We start from the raw sequence: 25,590 nt of genomic DNA on the forward strand, positions 1-25,590 counted from the left end.
GGTTTTCTGGCCTTAAAAGTTGACAGAGCCGCTAAATCTAAAAAATCTGACTCCACTATACTTTTAGGATCAATGAAGCCAGAAATTTCCCCATTCGTTCCTCCCCTACCAAGCGATTGGATTGCTACCTTACTTGGCCCTCAATCCCCTGTTAAGGCTGTTAGTTCAATACTGGCGTGGGTAGAGCTCGATCTTGATCTCGAGATGCGCTTCAGAAAAAGCATGCTTTGCCTTATCCCCACAGGCTTATTTTGGACGGATGGAGAGCATTCTGAATTTTGGCCTATTAGCCCTAAAGCTAGGATCTTGCATGGCGATCATGCGGGGGTCGGGCATCTCAAGCTGGAATCCGACGATAAGCTTTTGAGGGTTTGGTACTTCACTTTGGCGGTTAATCCCCAAATTCTGCGTTTACAAAGTGGTTTTCGTCAGCTGGTCCGTGGTGAGCATGGTAGCGAGCTTGCTACTGAAGTTTCTGAGTATGACAAGCAGGTCTGTCCAATTTGCCTCAGTCCCAAGCCTGCAAATTCTGACGCTTGCCCTACATGCGATCCAGAAGAAGATGCGCCTCCCTCAACTTGGACTCTATTTAAGTTGTGGCGTTTTGCTCGCCCATACAAGAAAGAGCTCTTGCTGGGTTTTGTTTTAACCTTGCTCTCAACGGGAGCGACTTTAATACCTCCGTATCTGACGATGCCACTGATGGATCATGTGCTGATTCCCTATGAGCGCGGCAATCCGATTGATTTCCATTTAGCCAGCAAGTATTTGGCCGCATTATTTGGTGCAGCCATTGTGGCGTGGGGTCTTGGTTGGTGGAAAACATATCTACTTGCTTTAGTAAGTGAGCGGATTGGAGCTGACTTACGCAACACTACCTTTGAGCATTTACTCAAACTTTCCCTCGAGTATTTTGGTGGGAAAAGAACTGGCGATTTAATCGCGCGTATTGGCGCCGAGACAGATCGTATCTGCGTATTTTTATCTTTATATGCCCTGGATTTTGCTACCGATGTACTGATGATCACGATGACCGCGGCTATTTTGGTATCGATTGATCCATTGCTGGCCCTAGTTACATTAGCGCCTTTGCCATTTATCGTGTGGATGATTCATGTAGTGCGCGATAAGTTGCGTTTTGGCTTTGAAAAGATTGATCGTATTTGGTCTGAGGTCACTAATATTTTGGCGGACACTATTCCAGGCATTCGTGTGGTTAAAGCTTTTGCCCAAGAAGATCGCGAGCTCAAGCGCTTTGTGGATTCGAATAAACATAACCTGCAAATCAATGATCGCGTAAATCGAGTGTGGGGATTGTTTTCTCCAACAGTGACTTTGCTCACTGAAACCGGTTTGCTAGTTGTGTGGGGTTTTGGTATTTGGCAGGTGGCGCATCAAAAAGTCACCGTTGGTGTATTGATTGCTTTCCTGGCATATATCGGCCGTTTTTATATTCGCCTTGATTCAATGAGTCGCATTGTTTCGCACACCCAAAAAGCAGCCGCTGGAGCAAAACGTATCTTTGATATTTTGGATCATGTCTCTAGCGTCCCTGAGCCTATTAACCCAACTCCTTTAGGTGAAGTAAAAGGCCGCATCTCCTTGCGTGGCGTGGGTTTCCGTTATGGTAATCGCGCGGTATCCAAGGGAATCGATCTTGATATTGCTCCTGGTGAAATGATTGGCTTGGTTGGGCATAGTGGCTCAGGCAAGAGTACGTTAGTGAATTTAATTTGTCGCTTTTATGATGTGAGTAGCGGTTCAATTGCTTTAGATGGTCGCGACATTCGCAGTATTGGAATTGCGGACTATCGCAAGCGCATCGGCTTGGTTCTTCAGGAGCCATTTTTATTCTTTGGCACGATTGCTGAAAATATCGCGTATGGAAAGCCCGATGCTACGCGCGAAGAAATTATTGAGGCAGCGCGCGCAGCCCATGCTCATGAATTTATTCTTCGCCTACCGCTCGGCTATGACTCTTTGGTAGGTGAGCGCGGTCAATCTCTTTCTGGCGGTGAGCGCCAGCGGATCTCTATCGCACGCGCGCTTCTGATTAATCCAAGCATTCTGATTTTGGATGAGGCAACATCTTCTGTTGACACCACGACTGAGAAAGAAATTCAGCGCGCTTTAGATAATCTGGTTAAAGGCCGTACCACGATCGCGATTGCCCATCGACTTTCTACGCTGCGTAAAGCGGATCGTTTGGTAGTGCTAGACAAAGGCGAGATTGTCGAGATTGGATCTCATGATGAGTTGATGGATGCACAGGGCGCTTACTACGCCCTATATCAAGCGCAACTTCGTCATGCGGCAGAGCTCGTTGAGGGCGGCGCTATTGGTGAGAGTATTGAAGAGCATAGTGAAGAAGGCTTAGAAGTACTTGCCAAGGAAACTGGCGGTGGCGTATGAATGAATATCAAAAACCGCACGCCCTAGAGCGCGACACATTGGGGCGTCTGGTCTTGATTGATGCTGCTGGTAATCGTCACGTAGGTGTTTATCCAGTCAGAGCCTTTCCGATTACCGCGCCGGGTGATGGGATCTCCATCATGGATCAGTCGGGTAAGGAGTTGTGTTGGTTTGATAGCGTCAGTGCGATTCCAGAAGCGGAGCTGGCTTTGATTGAGGAAGAAATGACTACGCGTGAATTCATGCCAGTCATTGAGAGAATTACCAAGGTCTCTACCTTCGCTACACCCAGTATTTGGGATATCGAAACTGACCGTGGCCCCACCAGAATTCGTCTAAAGGGCGAAGAAGACATCCGTCGAATCGCGGGAAATACCCTCTTAATTGCCGACTCTAATGGCTTGCAATTTCTAATCAAAGATGCAGCCGAGTTGGATAAAGTTAGTAAGAAGTTATTGGATCGATTCCGCTAGATTCAAGCTGCTAGGGTAGGTCGACCTTGCCTATATCGATTGCTTGGTGGGGGCGATAGGAAAACTAGTGTTTACGCACGCGGAAATCATCTCATTAACACGATTCACATATTTATCCATATAAATCAATGGCTTATATGTTTGTAATTGCTGACTTTTTGACTCTTTAAGCAAATCTTGAATTGTTGCATCGCCATAATATTAGGGTTATACTCTAGGTATTAACCCTTAAGGAGATTCAAATGACTCAGTTATTGAATATGTTCAACCAGCTTTTTTCTGAAAGCAAACCAGCTGCTCAGCAGCGCACCCGTCACTATGATTTTGATGGCGCATATCGCGGCATGTAATTCAAAAAAATAGCGTCAAGAAAAGCCACCCTAGGGTGGCTTTTTTATTTCTACAGATTTCAAATTACTCAAAACGCTTTGACCCAAGGATTGATACAAGGGTTATTACTCATCACAATGGGCATCGAATCTAAGCACCCTCCAGTAATATTGAAAAAGGCTTGTAACCCAAGTAGTGAGGGGTTTCTAGCGAGGGTAATCACTAGTGCGGAAAAGAATAAAACTTGACTGGTGTCAAGAGATTGACGGCGTATATGCTGAAAAATCAGTTACCGCAGTTGTAGCGGAATTTGCAATTTAGTAAATAGATTTAATAAAAGATAAACAGGAGATTACAGATGAGCGGCGAGAAAACTACAGGGCCTCTAGGAGGTCGTTGGTTTCAGCTACTAATCGGCATTGTGTGTATGTCGATGATTGCAAACTTGCAATATGGTTGGACACTATTTGTAAACCCAATTGATGAAAAATTTGGATGGGGTCGTTCAGCGATTCAAGTTGCTTTCACCATATTTGTTCTGACCGAGACTTGGCTGGTGCCAATTGAAGGTTATTTAGTTGATAAATTTGGCCCACGTCCAGTGGTATTTGGTGGTGGCCTTCTCTGTGGCTTGGGTTGGATGATGAATGCCCATGCTGAGACTTTGACTATGCTCTACATCGCTGCTGCAGTAAGTGGTGTTGGCGCTGGTGCCGTGTATGGTACTTGCGTAGGTAATGCGTTGAAGTGGTTCCCAGATCGTCGCGGTTTGGCTGCTGGCTTAACTGCTGCTGGCTTTGGTGCTGGTTCTGCATTGACCGTAATTCCAATTGCAAAAATGATTGCCGCTAATGGCTATCAGGATGCTTTCTGGTACTTCGGTATTGGTCAAGGCGCGATTGTGGTTCTTTTAAGCTTGTTCCTGTCTAAGCCAATTAAGAGTGCTATTACTGCTGTTAAGGCAAGCGTTGCGCAAACTCGCAAAGACTTCCGTCCAATGGAAATGGTTAAGCAGCCTGTGTTCTGGGTGATGTATCTCATGTTCGTGATGGTCGCTGCTGGTGGCTTGATGGCTACTGCTCAGTTGGGTCCAATTGCTAAAGACTTCAAGATTGCTGGCGTTACTGTAAGCATCCTTGGTTTGGCTTTGCCTGCATTGACTTTTGCTTTGACCGTTGACCGCGTCTTGAACGGCTTAACCCGTCCTTTCTTTGGTTGGGTATCCGATAAGATTGGTCGCGAGCAAACCATGACGCTGTGCTTCTCATTTGAGTGCTTGGGCATCTTGGGCTTGTACTACTTCGGTCAAGACCCAGTCTTGTTCGTATTGTTGACTGGTCTCGTGTTCTTTGCATGGGGTGAGATTTACAGCTTGTTCCCATCAACCAACGCCGATACATTTGGTTCCACCTATGCTGCTGGTAATGCTGGCTTGCTCTACACAGCAAAAGGTACTGCTTCATTACTGGTTCCTTTGTCTAGCGTATTGGCTACAGCTACAGGCGGATGGGAGTCTGTATTCTGGGTTGCGAGTTTCCTAAACGGAACTGCTGCAATCTTGGCTTGGTTTGTATTGCGTCCAATGCGTCGCAAACTGATCGAGCGCTCAGCTTCTATGTAATTCAGATTTATATGTCATAAAAGGGGTCCTTCGGGACCCCTTTTGCATTTGCACACCTGCAATCGTATTGAGATAGAATCTCATTCATCATGAATTTCCGCAAAAACTGTCTCGTCCATTGGATTGCTGTCCTAGCAATTGTGATGAGTGCGCTTGCGCCATCGATTTCTCAGGCAGTTTCTGTTGCAAAGCATGGCCAAGGTTTTGCCATGGATGTCTGTTCGATTGACGGCAGCAAGATGCAGATTCAAGTGGCAGGCGATGATTTTGCTGATCAGACTCAATCTACACCGTCTTGCCCATATTGCGTAGGTCACAGCAGCATCACCCCCGCATTTAATACAAACCTCAGTTTTGAAGCACCCCAAAACTTTGCCTTGTTACCTCAGCTTTTCTATCAATCACCCAAGCCGCTCGCTGTTTGGGTAATGCCTCCCTCAGTAGCCCCTCCCACACAAGCCTAATTTATTGATTAGGGCATAGCCTAGCTATGTAGTTGGCAACGAAATATTGTGTTGTCCTTGTATTGTGTGGAGTGGTAAATGCTGTATAAACAAAAGAAAATTAGCATATGCGTTGGTATGCTATTTGGGTTAATCCTCATTTCGTCCAGTGCTCAGGCTCAAATTGCGCCGCCACCTGACTATGATCAGAAATTGAAGACTGTTACCGTCTCGGCGACTCGTTCGGGTACGTCGCTAGATGAGATTCCATTGAATACAACGGTTTTGACCAAAGAGGCGTTAGAGGCGGCTCCGGATCAAACGATTGATCAAGTCCTAAAGAATGTACCTGGCGTTATTCTGAATGACGCTCCCTATTACCAAAAAGATCCAACCGGGCAAAGTATTAATGTCCGCGGTCTTGGTAATGCAAGAACTTTGGTACTGATTGATGGCGTGCCAGCAAATGATGCTTTTTATGGAACGGTGCAATGGAACTTAGTTCCCATGTCCGCAATTGATTCTGTTGAGTTTATTCGTGGAGGCGTCTCTAGTTTGTGGGGTAACTATGGCATGGGTGGGGTGATTAATATTAAGACCAAAACACCAGTCAATAGCCAGCAAGAGGTTTCAGCAAGCTATGGTGCATTTGGGACTGGCAATGTAGCTGCCTCCAAGGATTTAATTGCCTCTGAAAGCCTGCAACTCAGATTCTCTGCGGATTACTTTAATACTGATGGTTACCAAAATATAGCCACGATTTCTCCGGCATCACCAACAAGCATAAAAAATGGACAGGGCGATGCAGCTTCCCACAACTCCAATGTGAGGTTGCAGGGTTACTTTAAAGCCACCCAAGACACGAGCGGATTTTTCCGCGTTGGTTATCACACTATGTCTGATCTCTCTTCGGGCTATGCTTTTGCAACAAATATCATGCAAGAGACCGACTTGGCTGGCGGAACAACAACTCACTTAGATGAGAAGTCAAAAGTAGATGTTAATTTCTTCTACGAGAGCACGGGTTTTAATAAGCAAAATGGCTCAACCACTTCGGCCACAGGCTCTAATCCCAAAAATTTCCCTTATATCAATGCAAACTACAAAGATCCCTACAGCACCATAGGAGGGTCTGCTCAATATACTCAAGAAGTAAGCGGGGTTCTCGATCAGTATGTTGTGGGTGTTGATGCTCGTAACATTGCAGGATCAAATCAAACGAATAACCTTGGCACGAATGGATCACTGACAGCTGTGAACTATGGACAGGGCCAGCAAACTTTTTATGGCTTACTGGGTCAGGTGAAGTCTAGGGCAGTGTCATTTCCACTTGAGACCACCTTGGCGGCTCGCCTGGATCAGTGGAATAGTCAAACTCCAACCTCCTATAATGCGGGCCTCAGTGGTGCGCCGATATATCAAAATGTTTCGAATCAAAGCAAGACTCAACTCAGTCCCACATTAGGTTTGTTGTACAAACTAAATAAAGATTGGGATTTACGTTCTGCGGCCTATCAAGCATTTCATGCGCCCGGAATGAATAACACGCTTCGTAGTTATGGATCTGGCACTGGATATTCATTTGCAAATCCAAATCTCACCCCAGAAACAATGACGGGCTATGAGGTAGGTACCGACTATCGCTGGAGGGGTGGCTTTGCTCAGCTAACTGCATTTAATAATTACATACAGAATGCAATTGTGAGTTACAAAATTCAACCTAGCCAACAAGCTTTAGCCAACTCTCTTTGTGCTACGGTTGGTAATCCTAGTGGGTGCTCCACTAACTCTAGTTACTACACAAATAATCAAAGCCTGTTGAGTCAAGGTCTTGAGTTCCAGTTGCATCACGACATTAATTCACGGTGGGCAGCAGATGCTAACTATGCATTTACGAGCACTAAGTTGACATGGACGGCTACTACTGATCCGGTCGGTAAGCAGGTGGCTGGGGTGCCACAAAATATTTTGGGCGGTGGAATAACATATTACCCAGCGCCTCAAGCAAGTTTGACTGCGACTGTTAGATATGTGGGTAGCTCTTGGTTAGATAACGGCAATACCTTGCCAGTTGCCTCTTATGCTGTAGTCGGACTTCGCGCTAACTATGAAGTGACTAAGAGTGCAACGGTATATGCGTCGGCCGTCAACTTGTTTAACCGCCAGTACATCACCTTTGGCACTGGCAGTAACAGTTCTAGTTATGTATTGGGCATGCCACAAACAATATCTATGGGCGCACGTATCATCTTCTAATGGTATATCAATTCCTTTCCTCTTTTAGTCGCCAGTTGTTCGGCCCACTACTTCTGAGTCTGCTCGGTACCGCGGGTCTTGCGCAAGCGCAGATGAATCATTCTTCGATGGCAGGCGCTTCATCAGCCAAGCTTCAGGCTTGCGAGGGCTTTGGATTGGACTGCGCCAATGCGGCAACCCCATTTTTAACTAAAGATGGCAATTTATTGCTTGCTTGGGCCTCTGGCGGCAAGGTATCTGTTGCCCAGTCATCCGATTTAGGAAAGAGGTTTACATCCCCCATAGTTGTCGCGGAACATGGAAAATCCTTGGATGCTGGAAGTGATGCCCGCCCCCAAATTGTTTCTGATTCCAAAGGAAATATATTTCTGGCTTATGCATTTTTCAAGGATAGTAATTGGAATGCACAGATCAATACGGCCCACTCTTCTGACGGAGGCCTCAGTTTTACAGCCCCCACGCCACTGATAAAGAACGGCTCTAGCGAGCGCTTTCCTTCAATGGTGATTGGTGAAAATAACTCCATATTTTTGGCTTGGATTGATAAGCGTTTAGTTGCTGATGCGAAGCAGTCGGGCAATGCGCGTCTTGGCGGATCCATCGCTTATTCATTTTCGAATGACGCTGGAAAAACCTTTCAGCCTGAGAAAATTGCCAATGAGCAGAGTTGTGAATGCTGTCGCATAGGCTCCACCATTGATCCAAAGGGTGGGGTAGCAATTGTTTATCGAGCTATTTTCCCTGGCGGTATACGTGATCACGCAACCCAGTTAATTAATGAATCCTCGTCCGGAAAAATTCGCAGAGTCTCTAAAGACGAGTGGAGAACTGATGCTTGCCCGCACCATGGTCCAGCAATTGCGGTTTCTGGTACTGGAAAATATCATGTGGCCTGGTTTACTCAGGGATCTGCCCGCTCTGGAGTGTTTTATGCAAATTCTAGTAATCAGGGGGAGGTCTACTCAAAGCCAAGCAGAATTGGCTCTGAGGGTGAGAATATCTCCCGCCCCTATCTTCTTGCTCTTGATCAATCTATTTGGTTGGTTTGGAAAGTGTTTGATGGGGTAACAACATCTGTGTACCTTAAGCAATCTCCGGATGATGGTGTTACCTGGTCTCAGCCCAGTCTAGTTGCACAGACAAGCGCATATTCAGATCATCCTTTGTTAATTAGCAATGGAAGCGATGTTTTTTTATCTTGGCTAACTCGTGCTGATGGGTATCAAGTCATTAAACTGGGCAGCAAACAATGAAAAAACTATTCCCGATTCTTTCCTTATTCTTACTGATGATGAATCTTGCCTTTGCAGATGCGGTAAGTATCCAAGCATATCAAAAGGGGGAGTGGAGCTCTTTATTAAAGAAAAACGCGGGGCAAGCTATTGCCGTTCATTTCTGGGGTGTCACTTGTGCGCCCTGCGCAAGGGAAATGCCTCAATGGGGGAAGTTTCTCTCTGCGGATAGAGGTTCGAAGGTGATATTCATTCAGGTTGATGAGGTGCCTGTTGAAGCAACAAAAAAAATGTTATCCCAAGCCCATCTAGATGCTGCTGATAACTACTATCTGAATATCCCTTTTGATGATTATTTTCGACATGAAATCGACCCCCAGTGGCGCGGTGAAACGCCAATGACTTTGTTGATTGATAAAAATGGAAAGATAACTCGGAAAACAGGCCCGATCAATTTCCTTGCATTAAAGAAGTGGTTTGCTAGAGGCGTTTATTAATTTTTAGGAGAGTGGCATGAAAAATATTGTGATTGGTTTAATTTCTATATCTGCGGCAGTATTTGCAGTTGGAGCCTTTGCTCAAAATGCTAAGGTTGGTAGTGTAGAGATTGAAAATGCCTATACCCGCGCAACCGTCCCCGGGCAAAAAGTGGCTGGTGGTTTTATGAAGATTGAGAACAAGGGCGCTGCCGATCAATTGCTCTACGCAAGCTCGCCGGTAGCTGGTGAAGTGCAGTTACATGAAATGTCCATGGAAGGGCAGGTGATGAAGATGCGCCAGGTAAAAGATATTGCAGTGCCAGCAGGTGGCTCTGTTGAGCTGAAGCCGGGTGGATTTCATTTAATGTTCATGAATATTAAGGCGCCCTTAACCGCTGGCGAGACCGTTCCAGTCAAGCTTAAGTTTGCAAAGGCTGGTGAGGTTGAGGTGAAAGTGCCGGTGAACGCTATGGGCGCTGGCCATGGTGGGGCAATGAAGCACTAAGTATTAAAAAAGCCCCTGAGTCTTATGACTGAGGGGCTTTTTGATTGGGTTAGATACCGCCCTAAAGCTGACTTAATCCAAATTCAGGTCCGTAACGGCACCTTTACTTGCAGTGCTTGCCAGGTGAGCATATTTAGCGAGTAAACCGCGGGTATAGCGTGGCTTAGGTTGCTTCCATGCTGCACGGCGCTTAGCGATCTCTTCATCGCTGACATTGAGTTGGATGAGTAGTTTGTGCGCATCGATTGTTACAGAGTCACCTTCTTCGATGAGCGCGATTGTGCCGCCTACAAAAGCCTCAGGGGCAACGTGACCAACGACCATACCCCATGTACCACCAGAGAAGCGTCCGTCGGTAATGAGGCCTACCGTCTCGCCCAATCCCTGACCAACGAGGGCAGAGGTAGGGGCAAGCATCTCACGCATCCCTGGACCGCCTTTAGGGCCTTCATAACGAATCACCATGACATCACCATCTTTGATTTTTTGCGCCATGATTGCAGCCATTGCATCATCTTCTGAATCAAATACGCGAGCAGGGCCGGTGATGGATGGGTTCTTAAGGCCGGTAATCTTCGCGACACAACCTTCTGGGGAGATATTACCTTTGAGGATTGCCAAGTGACCTTGCTTGTACAGCGGGTTATCTAAAGTGCGGATTACCTTTTGATCAGCGCGTGGCACTGATGGAACATCTTTCAATGTTTCTGCAATCGTTTTACCGGTGATGGTCATGCACTCGCCATGCAGGAGTCCGCCGTCTAACAAAATCTTCATCACTTGCGGAATGCCGCCAGCCTGGTGAAGATCAGTTGCCAGGTATGTGCCTGATGGTTTCATATCCACGATCACAGGAACGCGCTTACGAATACGCTCAAAGTCATCAATGGTCCAGTCAATCTCTGCCGCGCTAGTGATGGCGAGGTAATGCAGAACTGCGTTGGTGGAGCCGCCAACAGCCATGATGACGCTCACTGCATTCTCGATAGATTTTTTAGTGATGATGTCGCGTGGACGTAAATTATTTTTGATGGCTTCAACCAGCACAATGGCTGACTCGTGAGCACTTGCAACTTTCTCGGCATCTTCATTGGCCATAGTGGAGGAGTAGGGCAGGCTCATGCCAAGCGCTTCAAATGAAGAGCTCATCGTGTTGGCGGTATACATGCCACCGCAAGAGCCGCTACCTGGACAAGCGTGTTGTTCGACGCCCTTGAGATCTTCTTCGTTCATGCGACCAGAAGTGAATTCGCCAACAGCTTCGAATGCAGAAACAATATTGAGATCTTTGCCTTTGTAATGACCTGGCTTAATGGTTCCGCCATAAACATAGATTGCAGGCACGTTTGTACGTGCAATCGCCATCATGCCGCCCGGCATATTCTTATCGCAGCCACCAATCACCACTACGCCATCTTGCCAAAGACCATTGACACAAGTTTCAATACTGTCCGCAATCACTTCGCGAGAGATCAGTGAGTACTTCATGCCCTCTGTGCCCATGCCAATACCATCAGAAACGGTAGGTGTGCCAAACATTTGGGCTTTAGCGCCTGCTTCTTCTAGTGCGTTAACTGCTGCGTCAGCTAGTTTTTGTAAGCCGCTATTGCAAGGAGTAATTGTGGAATGACCGTTTGCTACGCCCACCATTGGCTTAGAAAAATCCTTTTCCTGGTAGCCCATTGCGTAATACATTGAGCGATTAGGAGCGCGAGCAACCCCTTCGGTGACATTGCGCGAGCGTTCATTGAGGCGTTTCATGCTGATATTGACTCCAGAAAAGAATTGGTCGAAAAGCTCTATTGTGCCGTGAGATAGCTAGTAATGCAGGGCTTTATGAGGCTTTTTCCCTGGATTTCGCTATGCACCGCAGCACTCTATTTCGCTATTGTATTTCCTCATTCAGTCTTACCATTAGCTTAAAAGCTAATATCCTTCCGAAACAAGCTGCAGTACATTGCCTTATCTATTACTTTTTCCTTCAAATTCAATGACTAAAGTTGGCCACATCTACCTAATTGACGACGATGAGTCGATGCGCACTTCTTTAAGTAGGATGTTGAAAGAGGTTGGATATATTGTTGAGGATTTTTCTTCTGCATTGACCTTTCTAGCCCATTCAATTCCAGTTTCTCCGGCGGTGATTTTGCTCGATATGCAAATGCCCGATATGACCGGAATTGATCTTCAGGAAAAATTGCTGCAGATGGGGCGTAAGACCCCGATTATTTTTGTCAGCGGCCAAAGTCACCCTCACCAGATTGTGAAGGGATTGAAAAAAGGCGCCCTGGATTTTCTATTTAAGCCATTCAATTTAGAAGACTTATTAAAAGCAGTTGCTGACGCTGTCGAATTTGATAAAAGACAACTCAAGCGCGTCTCCAAGGAAGTGGAGACCAAGAAAGACTACGCAACGCTCACCCCTAGGGAGAAAGAGGTTTGCTTCTGGCTAGTTAAGGGTTTGCTGAATAAGGATATCGCCGTGAAGTTAGGCACTACAGACGCGACGATTAAAGTGCATAAGGCTAGAGTGATGGACAAAATGCATGTTGAGTCTGTGCAAACTTTAGTGGCGAAATACCTAGAGTCCGATCTGGAGAACTTTCAAAATAGCTAGCTCTAGGGCTAATTTCCCTCTTAAAATTTTGAGAATAATATCAGTCATCAATTTTTCATCTTAGCCATTTAAGATACCTTTAGTGAATAAAAGCTCTAACCTCCCTGAGATTCGCAAGGAAGCCTTTACCAAGGCAAGGGAAAAGCTTCGTCTGAGTACAAAAGATCTTGGTGGAATGGCCTGTCTTTCTGTTCGCCAAATTGAGCAAATTGAAAATGGTGAAATGGGCGCTTTTTATGGTCTGCAAATTAAATTTACTGCAGCCAAGAAAGTAGCCAATCTCTTAGGAATGAGTGACGAAGAGGCTTTTGACTATGGGCCTCCACCTCCATCCAACATCGAAGTAGAAAAAAATTCAATAGAGGCTCCAGTGCCAACGCCGGAGCCTGTAAAGGTTTCTCAGGTCAAAGTGGTTGAAGTGGTGATGGCGGATACAGCGGTAGCTATTGAGAAACCAAGAGAGCGTAAGGCGAATGCATTGGCATCCCAAAAGAAAGTATTGCTTTGGTTAGCGGTACTTGCAGGATTGGTTTTTGCGGTAATCAATCTGCAGACATTATTTTTTGCAGATAAGCCAGAAGAAGTCATTGTTATTAAAGAAGAGGTGGCTGAGCCCGAGCCTGCCGCGCCGGCAGCTGATACCTCTAGTGCAACACCCATCACTGCCGTAACGGCGGCTGTGCCTGCTACAGCAACGCCTGAGGCATCAGGCGCATGTCCTGCCGCTGAAGAGCCTGCAGTCAACTATCGACCAGAAATTGGACGCAAGTCTGCCGATATGGTTTATGTGCAAGCCAAGTCAAAGCAGGTAATTTGTGTCATAGACGCCACCGGAAAGATTCAAAACAAGTCAGTTGAAGCTGGGGTAGGCGTATCTTTTTATGGCAAGCCACCCTTTAAGGTGCTGACCGCTGGTCTGGCTCAGTTGGATATTTATTTCCAGGGCTCTAGAGTTAACTCCCTCAATACCAATCGTAAAACTGTGGTGTTGGAAGCTGCTGAAGTGGTAGCTCCATCCGCTGATCGGACAGACTCTCAGTCTCGCTAACCCTGGCAATAGGGCTAGCGTATTCCGAAGTACTTCTTAAACTGCTGATTCGTTTATTTCGCCTGTGCGAATGCGGATCGCTTGCTCGATTGGGCTTACAAAAATTTTGCCATCACCAATCTTGCCGGTACGGGCTGCTTTCGTAATTGCTTCGATAGCCGCATCAACGCGATCACCGGCGACAACGACTTCTACTTTTACTTTTGGTAAAAAGTCAACAACGTACTCAGCGCCACGATAGAGTTCGGTATGGCCTTTTTGGCGACCAAATCCCTTAACTTCAGTAACAGTCAAGCCAGTAACGCCAACTTCAGCCAAGGCTTCGCGAACTTCGTCGAGTTTGAACGGTTTAATAATGGATGTAATTAGCTTCATATATTCCCCTTAATACAGTAATCATACCTAGAACTGGACTCCGACACCTAGAAGAGCTCTTGAGAGGGCTTCAATACCCTGTTTATGCTCTAAATTTCGAGGTGATAGGGTAGCGCCAGTCACGGCCAAATGCTCGGGTCGTTACCCGGACTCCTGGGGGAGCTTGGCGACGTTTGTATTCATTGAGCTTGATGAGGCGTGTGACTTTTTCAACACTCTCAGAATCAAATCCAGCGGCAATGATCTGGGCAATGGATTGGTTCTGCTCCATGTAGCGCTCAACAATGCCATCAAGCACTTCGTACGAAGGGAGGCTATCTTGATCAGTTTGATCGGGACGCAATTCAGCGGAAGGGGCGCGGGTCAAAATGCGCTCCGGAATAATGGGGGCAATGCTATTGCGGTAAGCGCAGAGACGATAGACCAAGGTCTTGGCGATATCCTTAATTACTGCAAAACCACCCGCCATATCGCCGTAAAGGGTGCAGTAGCCGACAGCCATTTCACTCTTATTGCCAGTGGTAAGTACTAGACGACCTGTTTTATTGGAGAGCGCCATTAGTAGGGTGCCGCGTACCCGCGCCTGAATATTCTCTTCGGTCGCATCGACTTTTAACCCCTTGAACTGCTCAGCCAAGGCTTTTTCGAGTGCGTCGACTGGTTCACTAATGGGGATTTCATCGTATTGAACGCCTAGATTTTTTGCCATTTCACGGGCATCGATCCAGGAGATATCAGCGGTATAACGAGAGGCCATCATGACGGTGCGAACTTTATCAGCCCCTAAGGCATCTACTGCAATAGCGAGTACCAAAGCGGAATCGACGCCGCCAGATAAACCAATAATGACGCCCGGGAAGCCATTCTTTTGCACGTAATCGCGTACACCCAAAACCAATGCTTGATAGGCTTGGGCTTCTACGCTCAAAGGCGTGGCAACAGAACCCTTTTCTAAATCAACGCTTGCTGTGACTGAAACAAGGCCTAAGCCAGTTTCAAACTGAGGCATTGCCATCACAACATCACCCGCATGATTGAGTGCGAAAGATCCGCCGTCAAACACCAGCTCATCTTGTCCGCCAACAGCATTTACGTACACCAATGGCATTTTGGTGATCGCAATATGTTTGCGCAACACCTCGATGCGTAAGGCTTCTTTTTGTAAGTGATAAGGGGATGCATTCAAAACCAATAGCACTTGCGCGCCTGCGGCATGAGCCTGCTTGGCAGGGGCGGCATGCCACGCATCTTCACATAGAATGAGGCCATAGCGAATACCTGCGTTTTCAAATACACAAGCTTCATTACCTGGGACGAAGTAGCGCACTTCATCAAACACTTCGTGATTGGGTAATTCTTGTTTTGCATAACCCGCGATCACTTTGCCATCACGCAATACGGAGGCGAAGTTTTGCAAGCCGGCATTGGTTTTTTTAGGGTGACCAACAATGACAGTCAGGCCTGGGAATTTCTTGAGCTCCAGCATTAAACAACTGAGCTCGCGTTCAGCCGCTTCAATAAAAGCGGGGCGTAGTAATAAATCTTCTGGGGGGTAACCGGTGAGCGATAGCTCTGGGGTAACTAAAACCGTTGCGCCTTTTGCGAATGCATCAGCGGCGGCTTGAGAGATGAGCTGCGCGTTGCCAGGCAAATCACCCAGAAGAGGGTTGATTTGCGCTAAGGCGATGGTTTGTGAGCTCACTCCCAATATCAATGCTAGAGAATCAATTACTTCTGTGACTTGGCATAGCCTTCGATGCCGTCCAAGATTTCTTTATGGGCACCAGCAACACCAGTCCAACCTTTTACTTTTACCCACTTACCCTTTTCAAGATCTTTGTAGTGCTCGAAGAAGTGCTGAATCTGGGCGAGGAGCAATTCATTGACGTCTTCTGGCTTTTGCAAATGCTTGTAGATCGGCAAAATTTTGTCTTCTGGAACAGCTAATAACTTCGCGTCTTGACCGCCTTCGTCTTCCATTTCTAGCATGCCGATAGCGCGGCAGCTTACCACTGAGCCTGGCACCAATGCGAAAGGCGTGATTACGAGAACGTCTACCGGATCACCGTCACCAGCAATCGTGTGTGGGATGTAACCGTAGTTGCATGGATAGTGCATTGCTGTACCCATGAAGCGATCCACAAATAGGCAGCCACTTTCTTTATCCACTTCATACTTCACTGGATCCGCATTCATTGGGATCTCGATAATGACGTTGAAAATTTCTGGGATTTTTTTACCTGGGCTGACCTTGTCGTAACTCATAAATACTCCGGTTAGTGATTAATGTACGCTCCGATCTTAGCAAAGGGACGGGCGATGTTTCTGAATATTGAATCTATTTCCTACTGGTAAAGCCATGAATGCTTTGTGGGCTCTAGTTTAAGGCTTTCTGCAATAAAGCCCATAGATAAGACCCCTTAGTGGATTGACTAATAGTAGGCCATTGGCCTACAATGGTGCCAATGGATTTTGAATAGGATATGGCAAAAAGTGACTTGTGCCAGAACTCTCGAAATTTCAATTTTGCATATGTGATATCAATTTTTATAGATCCGGGATTGGTTGTGGAAAAAGACCAGCGCTGGGATTATGGTGAGGAGCGCTTCAGAGCCTTAGGTAAGTTAGAGGGAAGAGCGTTTGTGGTGATTTATACAAAGAGGCCAACTGCCATGAGGATTATTTCAGCGAGAAGAGCAAATCGTAGGGAGGTAAAGCGTTATGAAGAAAATAATTCGCGTTAGCGTAGACCTGAATGATCCAGGAAGTTTCCCCAAAGGATTTGTTGATAAAAAATTACTTGATGCCGCTACCGAGAGATTGATTAAGTTGCATCAGCATCAAGATGATGCGCAGGCGATGCTGGATGCAGCCAAATACGCGAGAGGGGTTCGCGAACGAATTGGCTTGTCTCAGCAGGAATTCTCCAATCGTATAGAGGTTTCTTTGGAGACTATTCGAAATTGGGAGCAGGGCAAGAGGAGTCCTACGGGCGCCGCCAAAGCTTTGCTGAAGATTCTGGATAGAGCCCCAGAAATTGCCTTGCTGGCCCTTAGTATCTAAAGGGTAATTGCTACCTGTAAATAAAAATGCCTAGCATCGCTAGGCATTTTTATTTGATCACTGGTTCGGTTGATTAGGCCAAAGTTTCCAAGTAACGTTGCGCATCCAAGGCTGCCATACAGCCCGTGCCAGCACTGGTGATGGCTTGGCGATAGATGTGGTCTTGCACGTCGCCAGCTGCAAATACGCCTGGGATATTGGTGGCGGTAGCGTTACCTTCCAGGCCGGAGTGTGTCTTGAGGTAGCCGTTGTTCATATCTAGCTGCCCAACAAACAACTCTGTATTGGGTTTGTGGCCGATGGCAATAAAGGCGCCAGTCACGGCAATATCTTCTGTGCTGCCATCTTGTTTCTTAATGCGAACGCCAGTTACTCCTTTTTCATCGCCAAGCACTTCATCCAAAGTGGAGTTCAATTTCAACTCTACTTTGCCTTCAGCAACTTTAGCCATGAGGCGGTCATTCAGAATCGGCTCAGCACGGAACTTATCGCGACGATGAATGACAGTTACTTTCTTGGCGATGCCAGTAAGGTAGAGCGCTTCTTCAACTGCAGTGTTGCCGCCGCCTACTACGCACACATCTTGATTACGATAGAAGAAGCCATCGCAAGTTGCGCAACCAGAAACGCCGCGACCCATAAATGCTTCTTCGCTTGGTAGGCCGATGTACTGAGCGGAAGCGCCAGTACAAATAATCAGAGCATCACAGGTGTATGTGCCGGAATCGCCCACGAGACGAATCGGCTTTTCTGTCAACGCCGCAGTATGAATGTGGTCAAAAATGATGTTGGTATTAAAACGCTCAGCATGCTTTAAAAAGCGATCCATGAGTTCTGGGCCTTGAACGCCATCTGGGTCAGCAGGCCAGTTTTCCACATCAGTGGTGGTCATTAATTGGCCGCCTTGGGCGATGCCAGTAATGAGGGTTGGGTTCAAGTTGGCACGGGCAGCGTATACCGCGGCCGTGTAGCCAGCAGGGCCTGATCCAAGAATGAGGACTTTTGAGTGATTTGGGGTATTTGTAGTCATACCCCAAATTATAGGATTGCTTGTTTACAATCGGTAGAACATGGCAAGAACCGCATACCCGAAGTCCAAAACCCCTTTAAGCCCCCAGCCCCCTGAGAATCAAGGGCAGGGCAGGATGCCCCGCCTCCTACTGGAGGCTCGCTGGTTTATCTCCTGCGGCCTTTGCCTAGGCTTATTTGCTATTTTGTTGACTTATTCCAAGGCGGATCCAGCCTGGTCACATGCGAGTTTTGAGACCCCAAAGAACTTAGGGGGTCGATTTGGGGCCTATTTAGCTGATTTATTGCTCTATATCTTCGGAATTTCCGCATTTTGGTGGGTTGTCCTATTTGGGCGCCGTGTTTTGAGCGGCTGGCGCGAGCTTTGGAGTATTCCCTTGCCAGTAGACCCAGAAGCCAAGCCAGACTCTTTATTAATGCGTTGGCTCGGTTTTGGGCTCACTTTGTTCAGCAGTATGGGTCTTGAATCCATTCGCCTGCATTCATTGACCTGGGAGCTGCCGAGGCCTCCTGGTGGCATTTTGGGTGAGTTGATTGGTGATCCACTCCAAATGACCCTTGGATTTACCGGTTCTACCCTGGTATTGCTGTTTGGCCTCTGCGCTGGTCTTTCCTTGTTTCTGCATTTTTCTTGGCTAGATGTTGCCGAGAAGGTGGGTCGCTCTTTGGAATTGGCCTATAAGCATTTGCGTGAACGTCGCGATAGCGAAGAAGATCGCAAGCTAGGCGAGGCGGCTGCAGAAGAGCGTGAAGAATTTGTTGAGGAGTTTCGTGGTCGTGTAGAAATCGCCAAGCCCATACAGATTGTTCGTGCTCCAGTCGAAATACCAAAAAGTGCCCGCGTTGAACGTGAGAAGCAACAACCGCTATTTGTGGATATCCCAGATTCAGAATTGCCACCCCTGGCATTGCTCGATCCTGTTCCCGAAGCTAAGGAAACGATTTCAGCGGATGTATTGGAATTTACTTCTCGCTTAATTGAGCGTAAGTTGGCTGAGTTTGGTGTTGAAGTGAAGGTGATCGCTGCGTACCCAGGTCCAGTGGTAACGCGCTATGAGATTGATCCAGCGGTAGGCGTAAAAGGCAGTCAGATCGTCAACCTCTCACGCGACTTGGCCCGCTCTCTAGGCGTGGTCAGTATGCGTGTAGTAGAAACCATTCCCGGTAAAACTTGTATGGCTTTGGAGTTACCAAATCCAAGCCGTCAATCTGTTTACCTCTCTGAGATTCTGAGCTCTCAGGTATACAACGATAGCCATTCCAACTTAACCCTCTCATTGGGTAAAGATATTTCTGGTAGCCCGATTGTGGCTGACTTGGCGAAGATGCCGCATTGCTTGGTGGCGGGTACAACCGGTGCTGGTAAGTCGGTTGGTATTAATGCCATGATTCTCTCGATTCTCTTCAAAGCGAAACCTGATGAAGTTCGCTTGATCATGATTGATCCGAAGATGTTAGAGATGGCGATGTACGACAAGATTCCACATCTGTTGTGCCCAGTAGTCACCGATATGAAGCAAGCGTACAACGCCCTCAATTGGGCGGTGAACGAGATGGAGCGTCGCTACAAACTCATGAGTAAGTTTGGTGTGCGTAATCTCGCTGGCTTTAACAAGAAGATCTTAGAGGCGGAAGAAAAAGGTGAGAAGCTCACTAATCCGTTTAGCTTAACCCCGGATGATCCGGAGCCAATCTATAAGGCGCCTGTCATCGTCATCGTGATTGATGAGTTAGCTGATTTGATGATGGTTTCTGGTAAGAAGATTGAAGAGTTGATCGCGCGTATTGCTCAGAAGGCACGTGCTGCTGGCATCCATTTGGTTCTAGCGACACAACGGCCTAGCGTTGATGTGATTACTGGCTTGATTAAAGCAAACGTGCCAACCCGGATTTCTTTCCAAGTCAGCAGCAAAATTGATAGCCGCACCATCTTGGATCAACAAGGCGCTGAAGCATTGCTCGGTATGGGTGACATGCTTTATATGGCGCCAGGCACTGGATTACCAGTGCGTGTTCACGGTGCGTTTGTATCTGATGATGAAGTGCATCGCGTTGTGGAGTGGCTCAAAGAGAAGGGCGAAGCCAACTATATCGAAGGTGTTCTCGAAGGCGCTGATGAATCCACAATTGATGCATTGACTGGTGAAGGTGGTGGCGAAGCTGATCCCCTTTACGACCAAGCAGTTGCTATCGTCTTAGAAAATAAACGCCCATCTATCTCTTTGGTGCAACGTCACTTGCGTATTGGTTATAACCGCGCAGCACGCTTGCTGGAGGATATGGAGAAAGCCGGCCTCGTTTCTAAAATGGGCAATGGAGGTAATCGTGAGATCCTGCATCGCCCTTCAGAGTAAGGCTGGCGCTTTGCAAAAATTCTTATCTGCGGCGCTTCTTGGGGCGACCATTCTGTTTTCAAATGCTGTCTTCGCTCAGGCTGATAGTGGCTCAGAACAGTTGCGTCAATTTGTGCGTAACTCCAAAACTGCTGAAGGTGACTTTATTCAGCAACAGTTACGCGCACCCAAGGCCAATGAGCCTCAAGACAAGGGATTAAAAGTCGTACGCCAAACTCAAGGTCGGTTTGTGTTTCAACGACCAGGACGTTTTATTTGGGATACGCAAAAGCCCTACGAGCAAAAATTGATTGCCGATGGCAAGCAACTCATCTTGTGGGATAAAGATTTAAATCAAGCGACTTTCAGACCGGCAGGCCAAGCTTTGGCTAGTACGCCAGCAGCGATTCTATTTGGTGAAAATTCTTTAGATCAACACTTTGATTTAGCTGAAGGTGAAGAGCGTCTAGGAATGAAGTGGGTTGCTTTGGTTCCTAAGAAAAACCCGAATGCAAAAAGTGGCAATGAGCTGCCTTACACCAAGATCTCTGTTGGTATGGCCAACGGCCTGCCGAAGGCTTTAGAGCTGACGGATGGCTTGGGTAGTGTAGTGCTGGTGACTCTGGACAAGATCCAGCTCAACGTCAACTTACCCGCCAATCGCTTTACTTTTACGCCGCCGGCCGGCGCTGAAGTCTTACGCTTAAACTAGAGCCTGTATACCTGCGCAAGCTCGATTGAACGCAATTTATTTCTATTTCATACCCATACTGAGCAACACATGATTGATCCACAATTACTTCGTAAAGATATCGCAGCTGTAGCTACCCGCTTGGCTACTCGCAAATTCCAGTTGGATGTTGAGAGATTCAACACTTTGGAGTCCGAACGCAAATCTTTGCAAACACGCACAGAAGAGTTGCAGGCAAAGCGCAACCAACTTGCTAAAGCGATTGGTATGAAAAAAGGCAAAGGTGAAGATGCCTCCGCTGAAATGGCTGAAGCCACGCAGATTAATGTGGATATGGAATCTGGTGCTGCACGCTTAGCGATCTTGCAAGCGGAGATTTCTGATTTCTTGATGGGCATCCCGAATCTGCCTGACGAGGCTGTGCCGGTTGGTAAAGATGAGACGGAGAACAAAGAAGTCAAGCGTTGGGGTGAGGCTCCGATATTTGATTTTGAGATTCAGGATCACGTAGACCTTGGTGGCCCATTAGGTTTGGATTTTGAAGTTGCCGCTAAGATCAGCGGCTCACGCTTTGTGGTACTCAAAGGACCAATCGCCCGCTTACACCGCGCCTTAGCGCAGTTCATGATCGATACACACTCAACTCACCATGGCTATCAAGAGGTGTATGCGCCTTATATGGTGAATGCTGCTTCTATGCGCGGTACCGGCCAGCTGCCTAAGTTTGAGGAGGATCTCTTTAAGGTTCCGCGTCAGATGGGCGGCGAAGATGGATCTGGCGAAGCCAAGGTTGAAAACTTCTATCTCATTCCAACGGCAGAAGTGCCTGTCACCAACTTGGTCAGGGATGAAATTGTGAATGCAGACAATTTGCCTTTGAAGTTTGTGGCACACACACCATGTTTCCGCTCAGAAGCGGGTAGTTATGGGCGTGATGTACGCGGCATGATTCGTCAGCATCAGTTCGATAAGGTCGAGTTGGTGCAAATCACGAAGCCAGAAGATTCCATGCAAGCCCTAGAGGAATTAACCAGCCATGCAGAAAAGATTCTCGAGCTTCTAGAATTACCTTACAGAAAAGTATTACTCTGCACTGGCGATATGGGTTTTGGTAGTACGAAGACTTATGACTTAGAAGTGTGGGTGCCATCACAACATGCGTATCGCGAGATCAGCTCTTGCTCAAGCATGGGTGACTTCCAAGCAAGACGTATGCAGGCCAGATTTAAAGCCGGCCAAGGTAAGCCAGAATTAGTGCATACATTGAATGGCTCAGGCCTTGCTGTAGGCAGAGCATTGGTAGCATTGCTGGAAAATAAGCAACAAGTAGACGGCAGCATTGCCATTCCAAAGGCACTGCAACCCTACCTTGGTGGCTTAGAAGTGCTGAAGCCGATCTAATTCTCGTCATAAAAATAGGCTCAATCAAATGAATAAGCGCGCATATTTTCTAATCCTCATGTGCGCAGTGTTGATGCCTCACACTGTTTTTTCTATGGAAAAAACCTACCAATGTGAGGTGTTGAGCGATGCTTACATTAAAGGCAATGGAGAGCTCGCTGTTGTTCAAGATAGCCCTAGAGTTGGTCAAGAATTTACTGTCATTAAAAGAACCGGTGAGGTGATTGGGGATGTGATGGATGCTCTCAAAAATCCCAAGGTGCTAGCATCAGGTAGCACAGGCAATTCTTATAAAGTCATTTGGGTGCAAAAGTCTGCAGGTAAGGGTGGGGCGTTTGTGGACTATCTCAGTATTGAAGAGTTTGCAAATGGCAGTAAGAAACCTTTTGGATTCTTTTCTGGTGGACTTCTATTAACAGGTCTCTGCGAGTAAGAAATAACAGGGCGGTAAGCAGGATAGTAGTTTAAGTTTTATCCTATAGGCATCGGAGAGGTGGCAGAGTGGTCGAATGTACCTGACTCGAAATCAGGCGTAGGGTCAAACCTACCGAGGGTTCGAATCCCTCCCTCTCCGCCAGCCAGTCTCTATATTTCGTACATATTGAGAGAACAACGTGCAAGCCCCACAGTACGCGGGGCTTTTTTGTTTCTGGATTCTCTGCGGCACCATTGCTTGGTATTTTTGGTTTCAATTTCGGCTTTCTCTCAAAGTGAAAGTTTGCCGGCACCGATAGCCTACTTAAAGCCAAGTAATTTGCGTTGTTTTTCCCAATCTAAAGGCAATGGAACAATCTTTTTAAGCAAATCAGAGTTCAATGTAGCTGGTTGTGTGCCATCCATAATGGCTCGCACAATGTCGGGTGCCAAGAATGCACGATAGATCAATCGCGTTACAGCGTTAGTGGTTGTACCTTCTTGCTTCGCAATCTCATCCACAGATGCTGCTTTACCAGTGATGAGTTTTTCCAACCATTCTTGGCTTTTACCAATAGAGTTAATTAGTATTTGATTGGGGGATTGCAGGGTCGCTTTATTGCCAACCAATAATCGCATCGCCATGCCACATCGCTCAATCTTTGCCTGCGTTGAAATTGTTATCGCTTCAATAGGGTGAGGGAGATCTTCAAATAAAGCGTGGGGATTAATCTTGATCTCGACTACTTCAGTAAGCACGCTCACTTTTAAAATTAGCCGATGAATAAAGTCATATCGCTCTTTGCTGTTCTGATTAAGTAGAGCTTGATACTCTTTGATGACTCTGCTGATATCTTGTATTTGATTGGCCTTCGGACTTAGGATTTCTAAGATGGCTGATTCATCTGCAAGCCAGTCATTAAGCTGATTGAGAATCAGTGTCTCCAACTCTTGCGCCGGAATGCGTATGGCATCAGGAGCGGATTTTCGATCCTCCATAATCAAGGGTTCTGATACATAGTATCGGTAGCGTTTGCTGCTCTTTTGGCTATGTGATGGAATTAGGCGGTGTCCCTGTTCATCAACAATCAATCCAAGTAATAAACTATCGGATGGCGCTGCTTTACGCTTGCGCTCTCCTTGGCGATTGTTGTGCATTAATGCTTGCACTGCATCCCAAGTGCCCATACCAAGGATGGCGGGGTGTTGTCCCTCAAAGACTTTATCGTGATGAACAATCTTTCCTATGTATACAGGGTTGGCTAAAACTTTATACAGATGCCCTCTAGAAAAAGGGCGCCCGCCAAAGGAACGCTCAGTACCGGTTAATCTCTTGGGGGTAGTAATGTCTGCATTATCGAGCTCCTGTTTAAGTAATCGAACCGATCCCAGTGCAAGGTAGCGCTCATGAATGTGTCGAATTAACTTGGCGCGCTCTTCATTAATCTCCAGAGTGCGCTCTTTAGCGATATACCCAATGGGCGGAGTGCCGCCCATCCACATGCCTTTGGCTTTGGAGGCGGCAATCTTGTCCCGAATGCGCTCACCAGTCACCTCTCGCTCAAACTGAGCAAAGGACAGCAGGACATTGAGCGTCAGCCTTCCCATCGATGAGGTCGTATTGAACTGCTGCGTCACCGATACAAAGGAAATACCCTTGGCATCAAACTGTTCTACGATCTTGGCAAAGTCCGCCAAAGACCTAGTTAAGCGATCGACCTTATAGACCACCACAACATTAATTTTCTTCTGGTCAATGTCTGCCAAGAGCTGTTTGAGAGCAGGGCGCTCCATATTGCCACCGGAATATCCTCCATCATCATAAAAAGTGGGAACCAGTTTCCAGCCTTCATGTTGCTGCGAAAGAACAAAGGCCTCACAAGCCTCTCTTTGAGCATCTAAAGAGTTAAATCCTTGCTCTAAACCTTCTTCGGATGATTTGCGCGTATAGATCGCGCAGCGAAGTAATGGTTTATTCATGGCGCCTACTCATTTACCTGCCTTCTTGAGTCCAAAAAATACTGGACCAGACCAGGGCGTTCCCGTGATGTGTCTGGCAATGGCTGATAGGCTTTTCCAATGTTTATCTTGATGGAGATAGCCATCATTTAAAACAGTGACTTGATGTGTTTGGTTTTGCCATACCCGAATGAGCCGTGATCCCACACTCGCCTCTTTGCTGGTATTGGGTGTGCCTGCAGCAATCTGCCTCTTTTCTACTAAAGATAGACCGCCCAGCTCTTGAGTCTGTAGATGCCAAGCGACAGCTTGGCGCAGCAGCGTTGATCGACACAGGGCAGGCGCCACCACCCCAAAACAGTCTTGCCAGCGCCTTACCAATTGATCTCGGCTCATACCTTCGAGCCCCATGAGTTGCTCTTGCAGATGGGTGCTATTAGTTGCTCTAGTCATCAGCACCAATCCGATAAACCTGTGCGCCATTAATTTTTTGGCTGATTAAATTGAGATTGAGTTTTTTCTTAATGGTGCCGCTTAAAAATCCCCGCACCGAATGCGCTTGCCAGCTAGTTGCATGCATGAGTTCAGTTAGGCTTACACCTTGTGGCTTATGTAGCAAAGCAATGACCTGGGCTTGTTTACTACCGGCTTTCAGTTTCCTTGGCGCTGGTACTTCAGATGGTTTTGCTAGCTTGGCAGTAGAAGGCGATTTAGGGGTAAGGCTCAGGCTAAGACTGGGATCGGGACCTGTAGATTTAGACTTAACTTGGATCGGTGATTTGGCGACTTTTGATGAATTTGTTTTCTTAACTACGCGCGGCATATAAGGCTCCTGGTGTTGTTATCCCACCATTGGGATAACAACACCAGTAACGCTCTATACCCAGAACATATCAAGTCAATTACTAC

24 protein-coding genes and 1 tRNA gene are annotated in these 25,590 nt (G+C 46.9%); 17 read left to right on the top strand and 8 right to left on the bottom strand.

Annotated elements, in window-relative coordinates; genetic code table 11:
• Window positions 1-72 precede the first annotated feature (72 nt).
• The 8 genes from FD960_RS02630 to FD960_RS02665 all read left to right on the top strand — a co-directional run bounded on the left by FD960_RS02630 (window position 73) and on the right by FD960_RS02665 (window position 9,751).
• Window positions 73-2,412 (top strand): ABC transporter ATP-binding protein, encoded by a 2,340-nt coding sequence (locus FD960_RS02630; RefSeq protein ID WP_215299676.1) that lies wholly within the window; start codon window positions 73-75, stop codon window positions 2,410-2,412.
• The gene (locus tag FD960_RS02635) at window positions 2,409-2,885 is read left to right on the top strand and encodes a DUF1854 domain-containing protein (RefSeq protein ID WP_215299677.1); all 477 of its coding nucleotides are present in this window, start codon (window positions 2,409-2,411) and stop codon (window positions 2,883-2,885) included. Before FD960_RS02630 ends, FD960_RS02635 begins: the two co-directional genes overlap by 4 nt.
• 688 nt (window positions 2,886-3,573) lie before the next feature.
• Window positions 3,574-4,836 carry an oxalate/formate MFS antiporter gene (oxlT, locus tag FD960_RS02640; protein WP_215299679.1) on the top strand — a complete coding sequence of 421 codons (1,263 nt, stop codon included), beginning with the start codon at window positions 3,574-3,576 and terminating at the stop codon, window positions 4,834-4,836.
• Between the two features lie 89 nt (window positions 4,837-4,925).
• Entirely contained in the window at window positions 4,926-5,300 is a 375-nt protein-coding gene (locus FD960_RS02645; protein ID WP_215299681.1) for a DUF2946 domain-containing protein, read from the top strand.
• A 78-nt stretch (window positions 5,301-5,378) separates the two neighbouring features.
• Window positions 5,379-7,535, top strand: coding sequence for a TonB-dependent receptor (locus FD960_RS02650; protein ID WP_215299683.1), 2,157 nt, complete (start codon window positions 5,379-5,381; stop codon window positions 7,533-7,535).
• Window positions 7,535-8,788 (top strand): sialidase family protein, encoded by a 1,254-nt coding sequence (locus FD960_RS02655; RefSeq protein ID WP_215299685.1) that lies wholly within the window; start codon window positions 7,535-7,537, stop codon window positions 8,786-8,788. The genes FD960_RS02650 and FD960_RS02655 overlap by 1 nt, the downstream gene beginning before the upstream one ends.
• Window positions 8,785-9,264, top strand: coding sequence for a TlpA disulfide reductase family protein (locus FD960_RS02660; protein WP_215299686.1), 480 nt, complete (start codon window positions 8,785-8,787; stop codon window positions 9,262-9,264). Before FD960_RS02655 ends, FD960_RS02660 begins: the two co-directional genes overlap by 4 nt.
• A gap of 16 nt (window positions 9,265-9,280) precedes the next feature.
• Window positions 9,281-9,751, top strand: a complete 471-nt coding sequence (locus tag FD960_RS02665) for a copper chaperone PCu(A)C (protein ID WP_215299688.1) — start codon at window positions 9,281-9,283, stop codon at window positions 9,749-9,751.
• Window positions 9,752-9,823: 72 nt separating this feature from the next.
• Here FD960_RS02665 and ilvD read toward each other — a convergent pair whose 3' ends face one another.
• Window positions 9,824-11,512, bottom strand: a complete 1,689-nt coding sequence (ilvD, locus tag FD960_RS02670; RefSeq protein ID WP_215299689.1) for a dihydroxy-acid dehydratase — start codon at window positions 11,510-11,512, stop codon at window positions 9,824-9,826.
• A gap of 229 nt (window positions 11,513-11,741) precedes the next feature.
• Between ilvD and FD960_RS02675 the strand changes: the two genes are divergently transcribed.
• Both FD960_RS02675 and FD960_RS02680 read left to right on the top strand, forming a co-directional pair.
• Window positions 11,742-12,368 carry a response regulator transcription factor gene (locus FD960_RS02675; protein ID WP_215299691.1) on the top strand — a complete coding sequence of 209 codons (627 nt, stop codon included), beginning with the start codon at window positions 11,742-11,744 and terminating at the stop codon, window positions 12,366-12,368.
• 82 nt (window positions 12,369-12,450) lie between these two features.
• Window positions 12,451-13,416, top strand: coding sequence for a RodZ family helix-turn-helix domain-containing protein (locus FD960_RS02680; protein ID WP_215299693.1), 966 nt, complete (start codon window positions 12,451-12,453; stop codon window positions 13,414-13,416).
• A 36-nt stretch (window positions 13,417-13,452) separates the two neighbouring features.
• Here FD960_RS02680 and FD960_RS02685 read toward each other — a convergent pair whose 3' ends face one another.
• The 3 genes from FD960_RS02685 to ppa all read right to left on the bottom strand — a co-directional run bounded on the left by FD960_RS02685 (window position 13,453) and on the right by ppa (window position 16,056).
• Window positions 13,453-13,791, bottom strand: a complete 339-nt coding sequence (locus tag FD960_RS02685; protein WP_215299694.1) for a P-II family nitrogen regulator — start codon at window positions 13,789-13,791, stop codon at window positions 13,453-13,455.
• 82 nt (window positions 13,792-13,873) lie between these two features.
• Window positions 13,874-15,493 (bottom strand): NAD+ synthase, encoded by a 1,620-nt coding sequence (locus FD960_RS02690; RefSeq protein ID WP_215299696.1) that lies wholly within the window; start codon window positions 15,491-15,493, stop codon window positions 13,874-13,876.
• A 26-nt stretch (window positions 15,494-15,519) separates the two neighbouring features.
• Window positions 15,520-16,056 carry an inorganic diphosphatase gene (ppa, locus tag FD960_RS02695; protein ID WP_215299698.1) on the bottom strand — a complete coding sequence of 179 codons (537 nt, stop codon included), beginning with the start codon at window positions 16,054-16,056 and terminating at the stop codon, window positions 15,520-15,522.
• A gap of 218 nt (window positions 16,057-16,274) precedes the next feature.
• Between ppa and FD960_RS02700 the strand changes: the two genes are divergently transcribed.
• Together FD960_RS02700 and FD960_RS10470 are read left to right on the top strand one after the other, a co-directional pair.
• Window positions 16,275-16,535 carry a BrnT family toxin gene (locus tag FD960_RS02700; RefSeq protein ID WP_251369826.1) on the top strand — a complete coding sequence of 87 codons (261 nt, stop codon included), beginning with the start codon at window positions 16,275-16,277 and terminating at the stop codon, window positions 16,533-16,535.
• The gene (locus tag FD960_RS10470; RefSeq protein WP_251369827.1) at window positions 16,513-16,854 is read left to right on the top strand and encodes a DNA-binding transcriptional regulator; all 342 of its coding nucleotides are present in this window, start codon (window positions 16,513-16,515) and stop codon (window positions 16,852-16,854) included. Before FD960_RS02700 ends, FD960_RS10470 begins: the two co-directional genes overlap by 23 nt.
• A 73-nt stretch (window positions 16,855-16,927) precedes the next feature.
• Here FD960_RS10470 and trxB read toward each other — a convergent pair whose 3' ends face one another.
• Window positions 16,928-17,884 (bottom strand): thioredoxin-disulfide reductase, encoded by a 957-nt coding sequence (trxB, locus tag FD960_RS02710; protein WP_215299700.1) that lies wholly within the window; start codon window positions 17,882-17,884, stop codon window positions 16,928-16,930.
• A gap of 40 nt (window positions 17,885-17,924) precedes the next feature.
• Between trxB and FD960_RS02715 the strand changes: the two genes are divergently transcribed.
• From FD960_RS02715 to FD960_RS02735, 5 genes are all read left to right on the top strand, one after another.
• Window positions 17,925-20,237: a DNA translocase FtsK gene (locus FD960_RS02715; RefSeq protein ID WP_215299701.1), complete on the top strand. Its 2,313-nt coding sequence runs from the start codon at window positions 17,925-17,927 to the stop codon at window positions 20,235-20,237.
• On the top strand, window positions 20,209-20,928 hold the full coding sequence (locus tag FD960_RS02720) for an outer membrane lipoprotein carrier protein LolA (protein WP_251369828.1): 720 nt from the start codon (window positions 20,209-20,211) through the stop codon (window positions 20,926-20,928). The genes FD960_RS02715 and FD960_RS02720 overlap by 29 nt, the downstream gene beginning before the upstream one ends.
• A gap of 69 nt (window positions 20,929-20,997) precedes the next feature.
• Window positions 20,998-22,308, top strand: a complete 1,311-nt coding sequence (gene serS / locus FD960_RS02725; RefSeq protein ID WP_215299703.1) for a serine--tRNA ligase — start codon at window positions 20,998-21,000, stop codon at window positions 22,306-22,308.
• Between the two features lie 28 nt (window positions 22,309-22,336).
• Window positions 22,337-22,741 (top strand): hypothetical protein, encoded by a 405-nt coding sequence (locus FD960_RS02730; RefSeq protein WP_215299705.1) that lies wholly within the window; start codon window positions 22,337-22,339, stop codon window positions 22,739-22,741.
• Between the two features lie 54 nt (window positions 22,742-22,795).
• Window positions 22,796-22,885: transfer RNA gene (locus FD960_RS02735), tRNA-Ser, on the top strand.
• A gap of 158 nt (window positions 22,886-23,043) precedes the next feature.
• On the opposite strand, the gene FD960_RS02740 is transcribed toward FD960_RS02735, so the two are convergent.
• Genes FD960_RS02740 through FD960_RS02750 form a run of 3 tightly spaced genes read right to left on the bottom strand, consistent with a single transcriptional unit; the run spans window position 23,044 to window position 25,504 of the window.
• Window positions 23,044-24,702, bottom strand: coding sequence for a recombinase family protein (locus tag FD960_RS02740; RefSeq protein ID WP_215299706.1), 1,659 nt, complete (start codon window positions 24,700-24,702; stop codon window positions 23,044-23,046).
• 9 nt (window positions 24,703-24,711) lie between these two features.
• Window positions 24,712-25,134, bottom strand: coding sequence for a DUF2924 domain-containing protein (locus tag FD960_RS02745; RefSeq protein WP_215299708.1), 423 nt, complete (start codon window positions 25,132-25,134; stop codon window positions 24,712-24,714).
• Window positions 25,127-25,504, bottom strand: coding sequence for a DUF3489 domain-containing protein (locus FD960_RS02750; RefSeq protein WP_215299710.1), 378 nt, complete (start codon window positions 25,502-25,504; stop codon window positions 25,127-25,129). Before FD960_RS02750 ends, FD960_RS02745 begins: the two co-directional genes overlap by 8 nt.
• Between the last annotated feature and the right edge of the window lie 86 nt (window positions 25,505-25,590).

Source organism: Polynucleobacter sp. AP-Nino-20-G2 (assembly GCF_018688235.1).
Classification (GTDB): domain Bacteria; phylum Pseudomonadota; class Gammaproteobacteria; order Burkholderiales; family Burkholderiaceae; genus Polynucleobacter.

Coding starts and splice junctions, on each gene's coding strand:
- FD960_RS02630 (WP_215299676.1), top strand. CDS start 73: ATGAAGCCAGAAATTTCCCCATTCGTTCCTCCCCTACCAAGCGATTGG.
- FD960_RS02635 (WP_215299677.1), top strand. CDS start 2,409: ATGAATGAATATCAAAAACCGCACGCCCTAGAGCGCGACACATTGGGG.
- oxlT (WP_215299679.1), top strand. CDS start 3,574: ATGAGCGGCGAGAAAACTACAGGGCCTCTAGGAGGTCGTTGGTTTCAG.
- FD960_RS02645 (WP_215299681.1), top strand. CDS start 4,926: ATGAATTTCCGCAAAAACTGTCTCGTCCATTGGATTGCTGTCCTAGCA.
- FD960_RS02650 (WP_215299683.1), top strand. CDS start 5,379: ATGCTGTATAAACAAAAGAAAATTAGCATATGCGTTGGTATGCTATTT.
- FD960_RS02655 (WP_215299685.1), top strand. CDS start 7,535: ATGGTATATCAATTCCTTTCCTCTTTTAGTCGCCAGTTGTTCGGCCCA.
- FD960_RS02660 (WP_215299686.1), top strand. CDS start 8,785: ATGAAAAAACTATTCCCGATTCTTTCCTTATTCTTACTGATGATGAAT.
- FD960_RS02665 (WP_215299688.1), top strand. CDS start 9,281: ATGAAAAATATTGTGATTGGTTTAATTTCTATATCTGCGGCAGTATTT.
- ilvD (WP_215299689.1), bottom strand. CDS start 11,512: ATGAAACGCCTCAATGAACGCTCGCGCAATGTCACCGAAGGGGTTGCT.
- FD960_RS02675 (WP_215299691.1), top strand. CDS start 11,742: ATGACTAAAGTTGGCCACATCTACCTAATTGACGACGATGAGTCGATG.
- FD960_RS02685 (WP_215299694.1), bottom strand. CDS start 13,791: ATGAAGCTAATTACATCCATTATTAAACCGTTCAAACTCGACGAAGTT.
- ppa (WP_215299698.1), bottom strand. CDS start 16,056: ATGAGTTACGACAAGGTCAGCCCAGGTAAAAAAATCCCAGAAATTTTC.
- FD960_RS02700 (WP_251369826.1), top strand. CDS start 16,275: ATGGCAAAAAGTGACTTGTGCCAGAACTCTCGAAATTTCAATTTTGCA.
- FD960_RS10470 (WP_251369827.1), top strand. CDS start 16,513: ATGAAGAAAATAATTCGCGTTAGCGTAGACCTGAATGATCCAGGAAGT.
- trxB (WP_215299700.1), bottom strand. CDS start 17,884: ATGACTACAAATACCCCAAATCACTCAAAAGTCCTCATTCTTGGATCA.
- FD960_RS02715 (WP_215299701.1), top strand. CDS start 17,925: ATGGCAAGAACCGCATACCCGAAGTCCAAAACCCCTTTAAGCCCCCAG.
- serS (WP_215299703.1), top strand. CDS start 20,998: ATGATTGATCCACAATTACTTCGTAAAGATATCGCAGCTGTAGCTACC.
- FD960_RS02730 (WP_215299705.1), top strand. CDS start 22,337: ATGAATAAGCGCGCATATTTTCTAATCCTCATGTGCGCAGTGTTGATG.
- FD960_RS02740 (WP_215299706.1), bottom strand. CDS start 24,702: ATGAATAAACCATTACTTCGCTGCGCGATCTATACGCGCAAATCATCC.
- FD960_RS02745 (WP_215299708.1), bottom strand. CDS start 25,134: ATGACTAGAGCAACTAATAGCACCCATCTGCAAGAGCAACTCATGGGG.
- FD960_RS02750 (WP_215299710.1), bottom strand. CDS start 25,504: ATGCCGCGCGTAGTTAAGAAAACAAATTCATCAAAAGTCGCCAAATCA.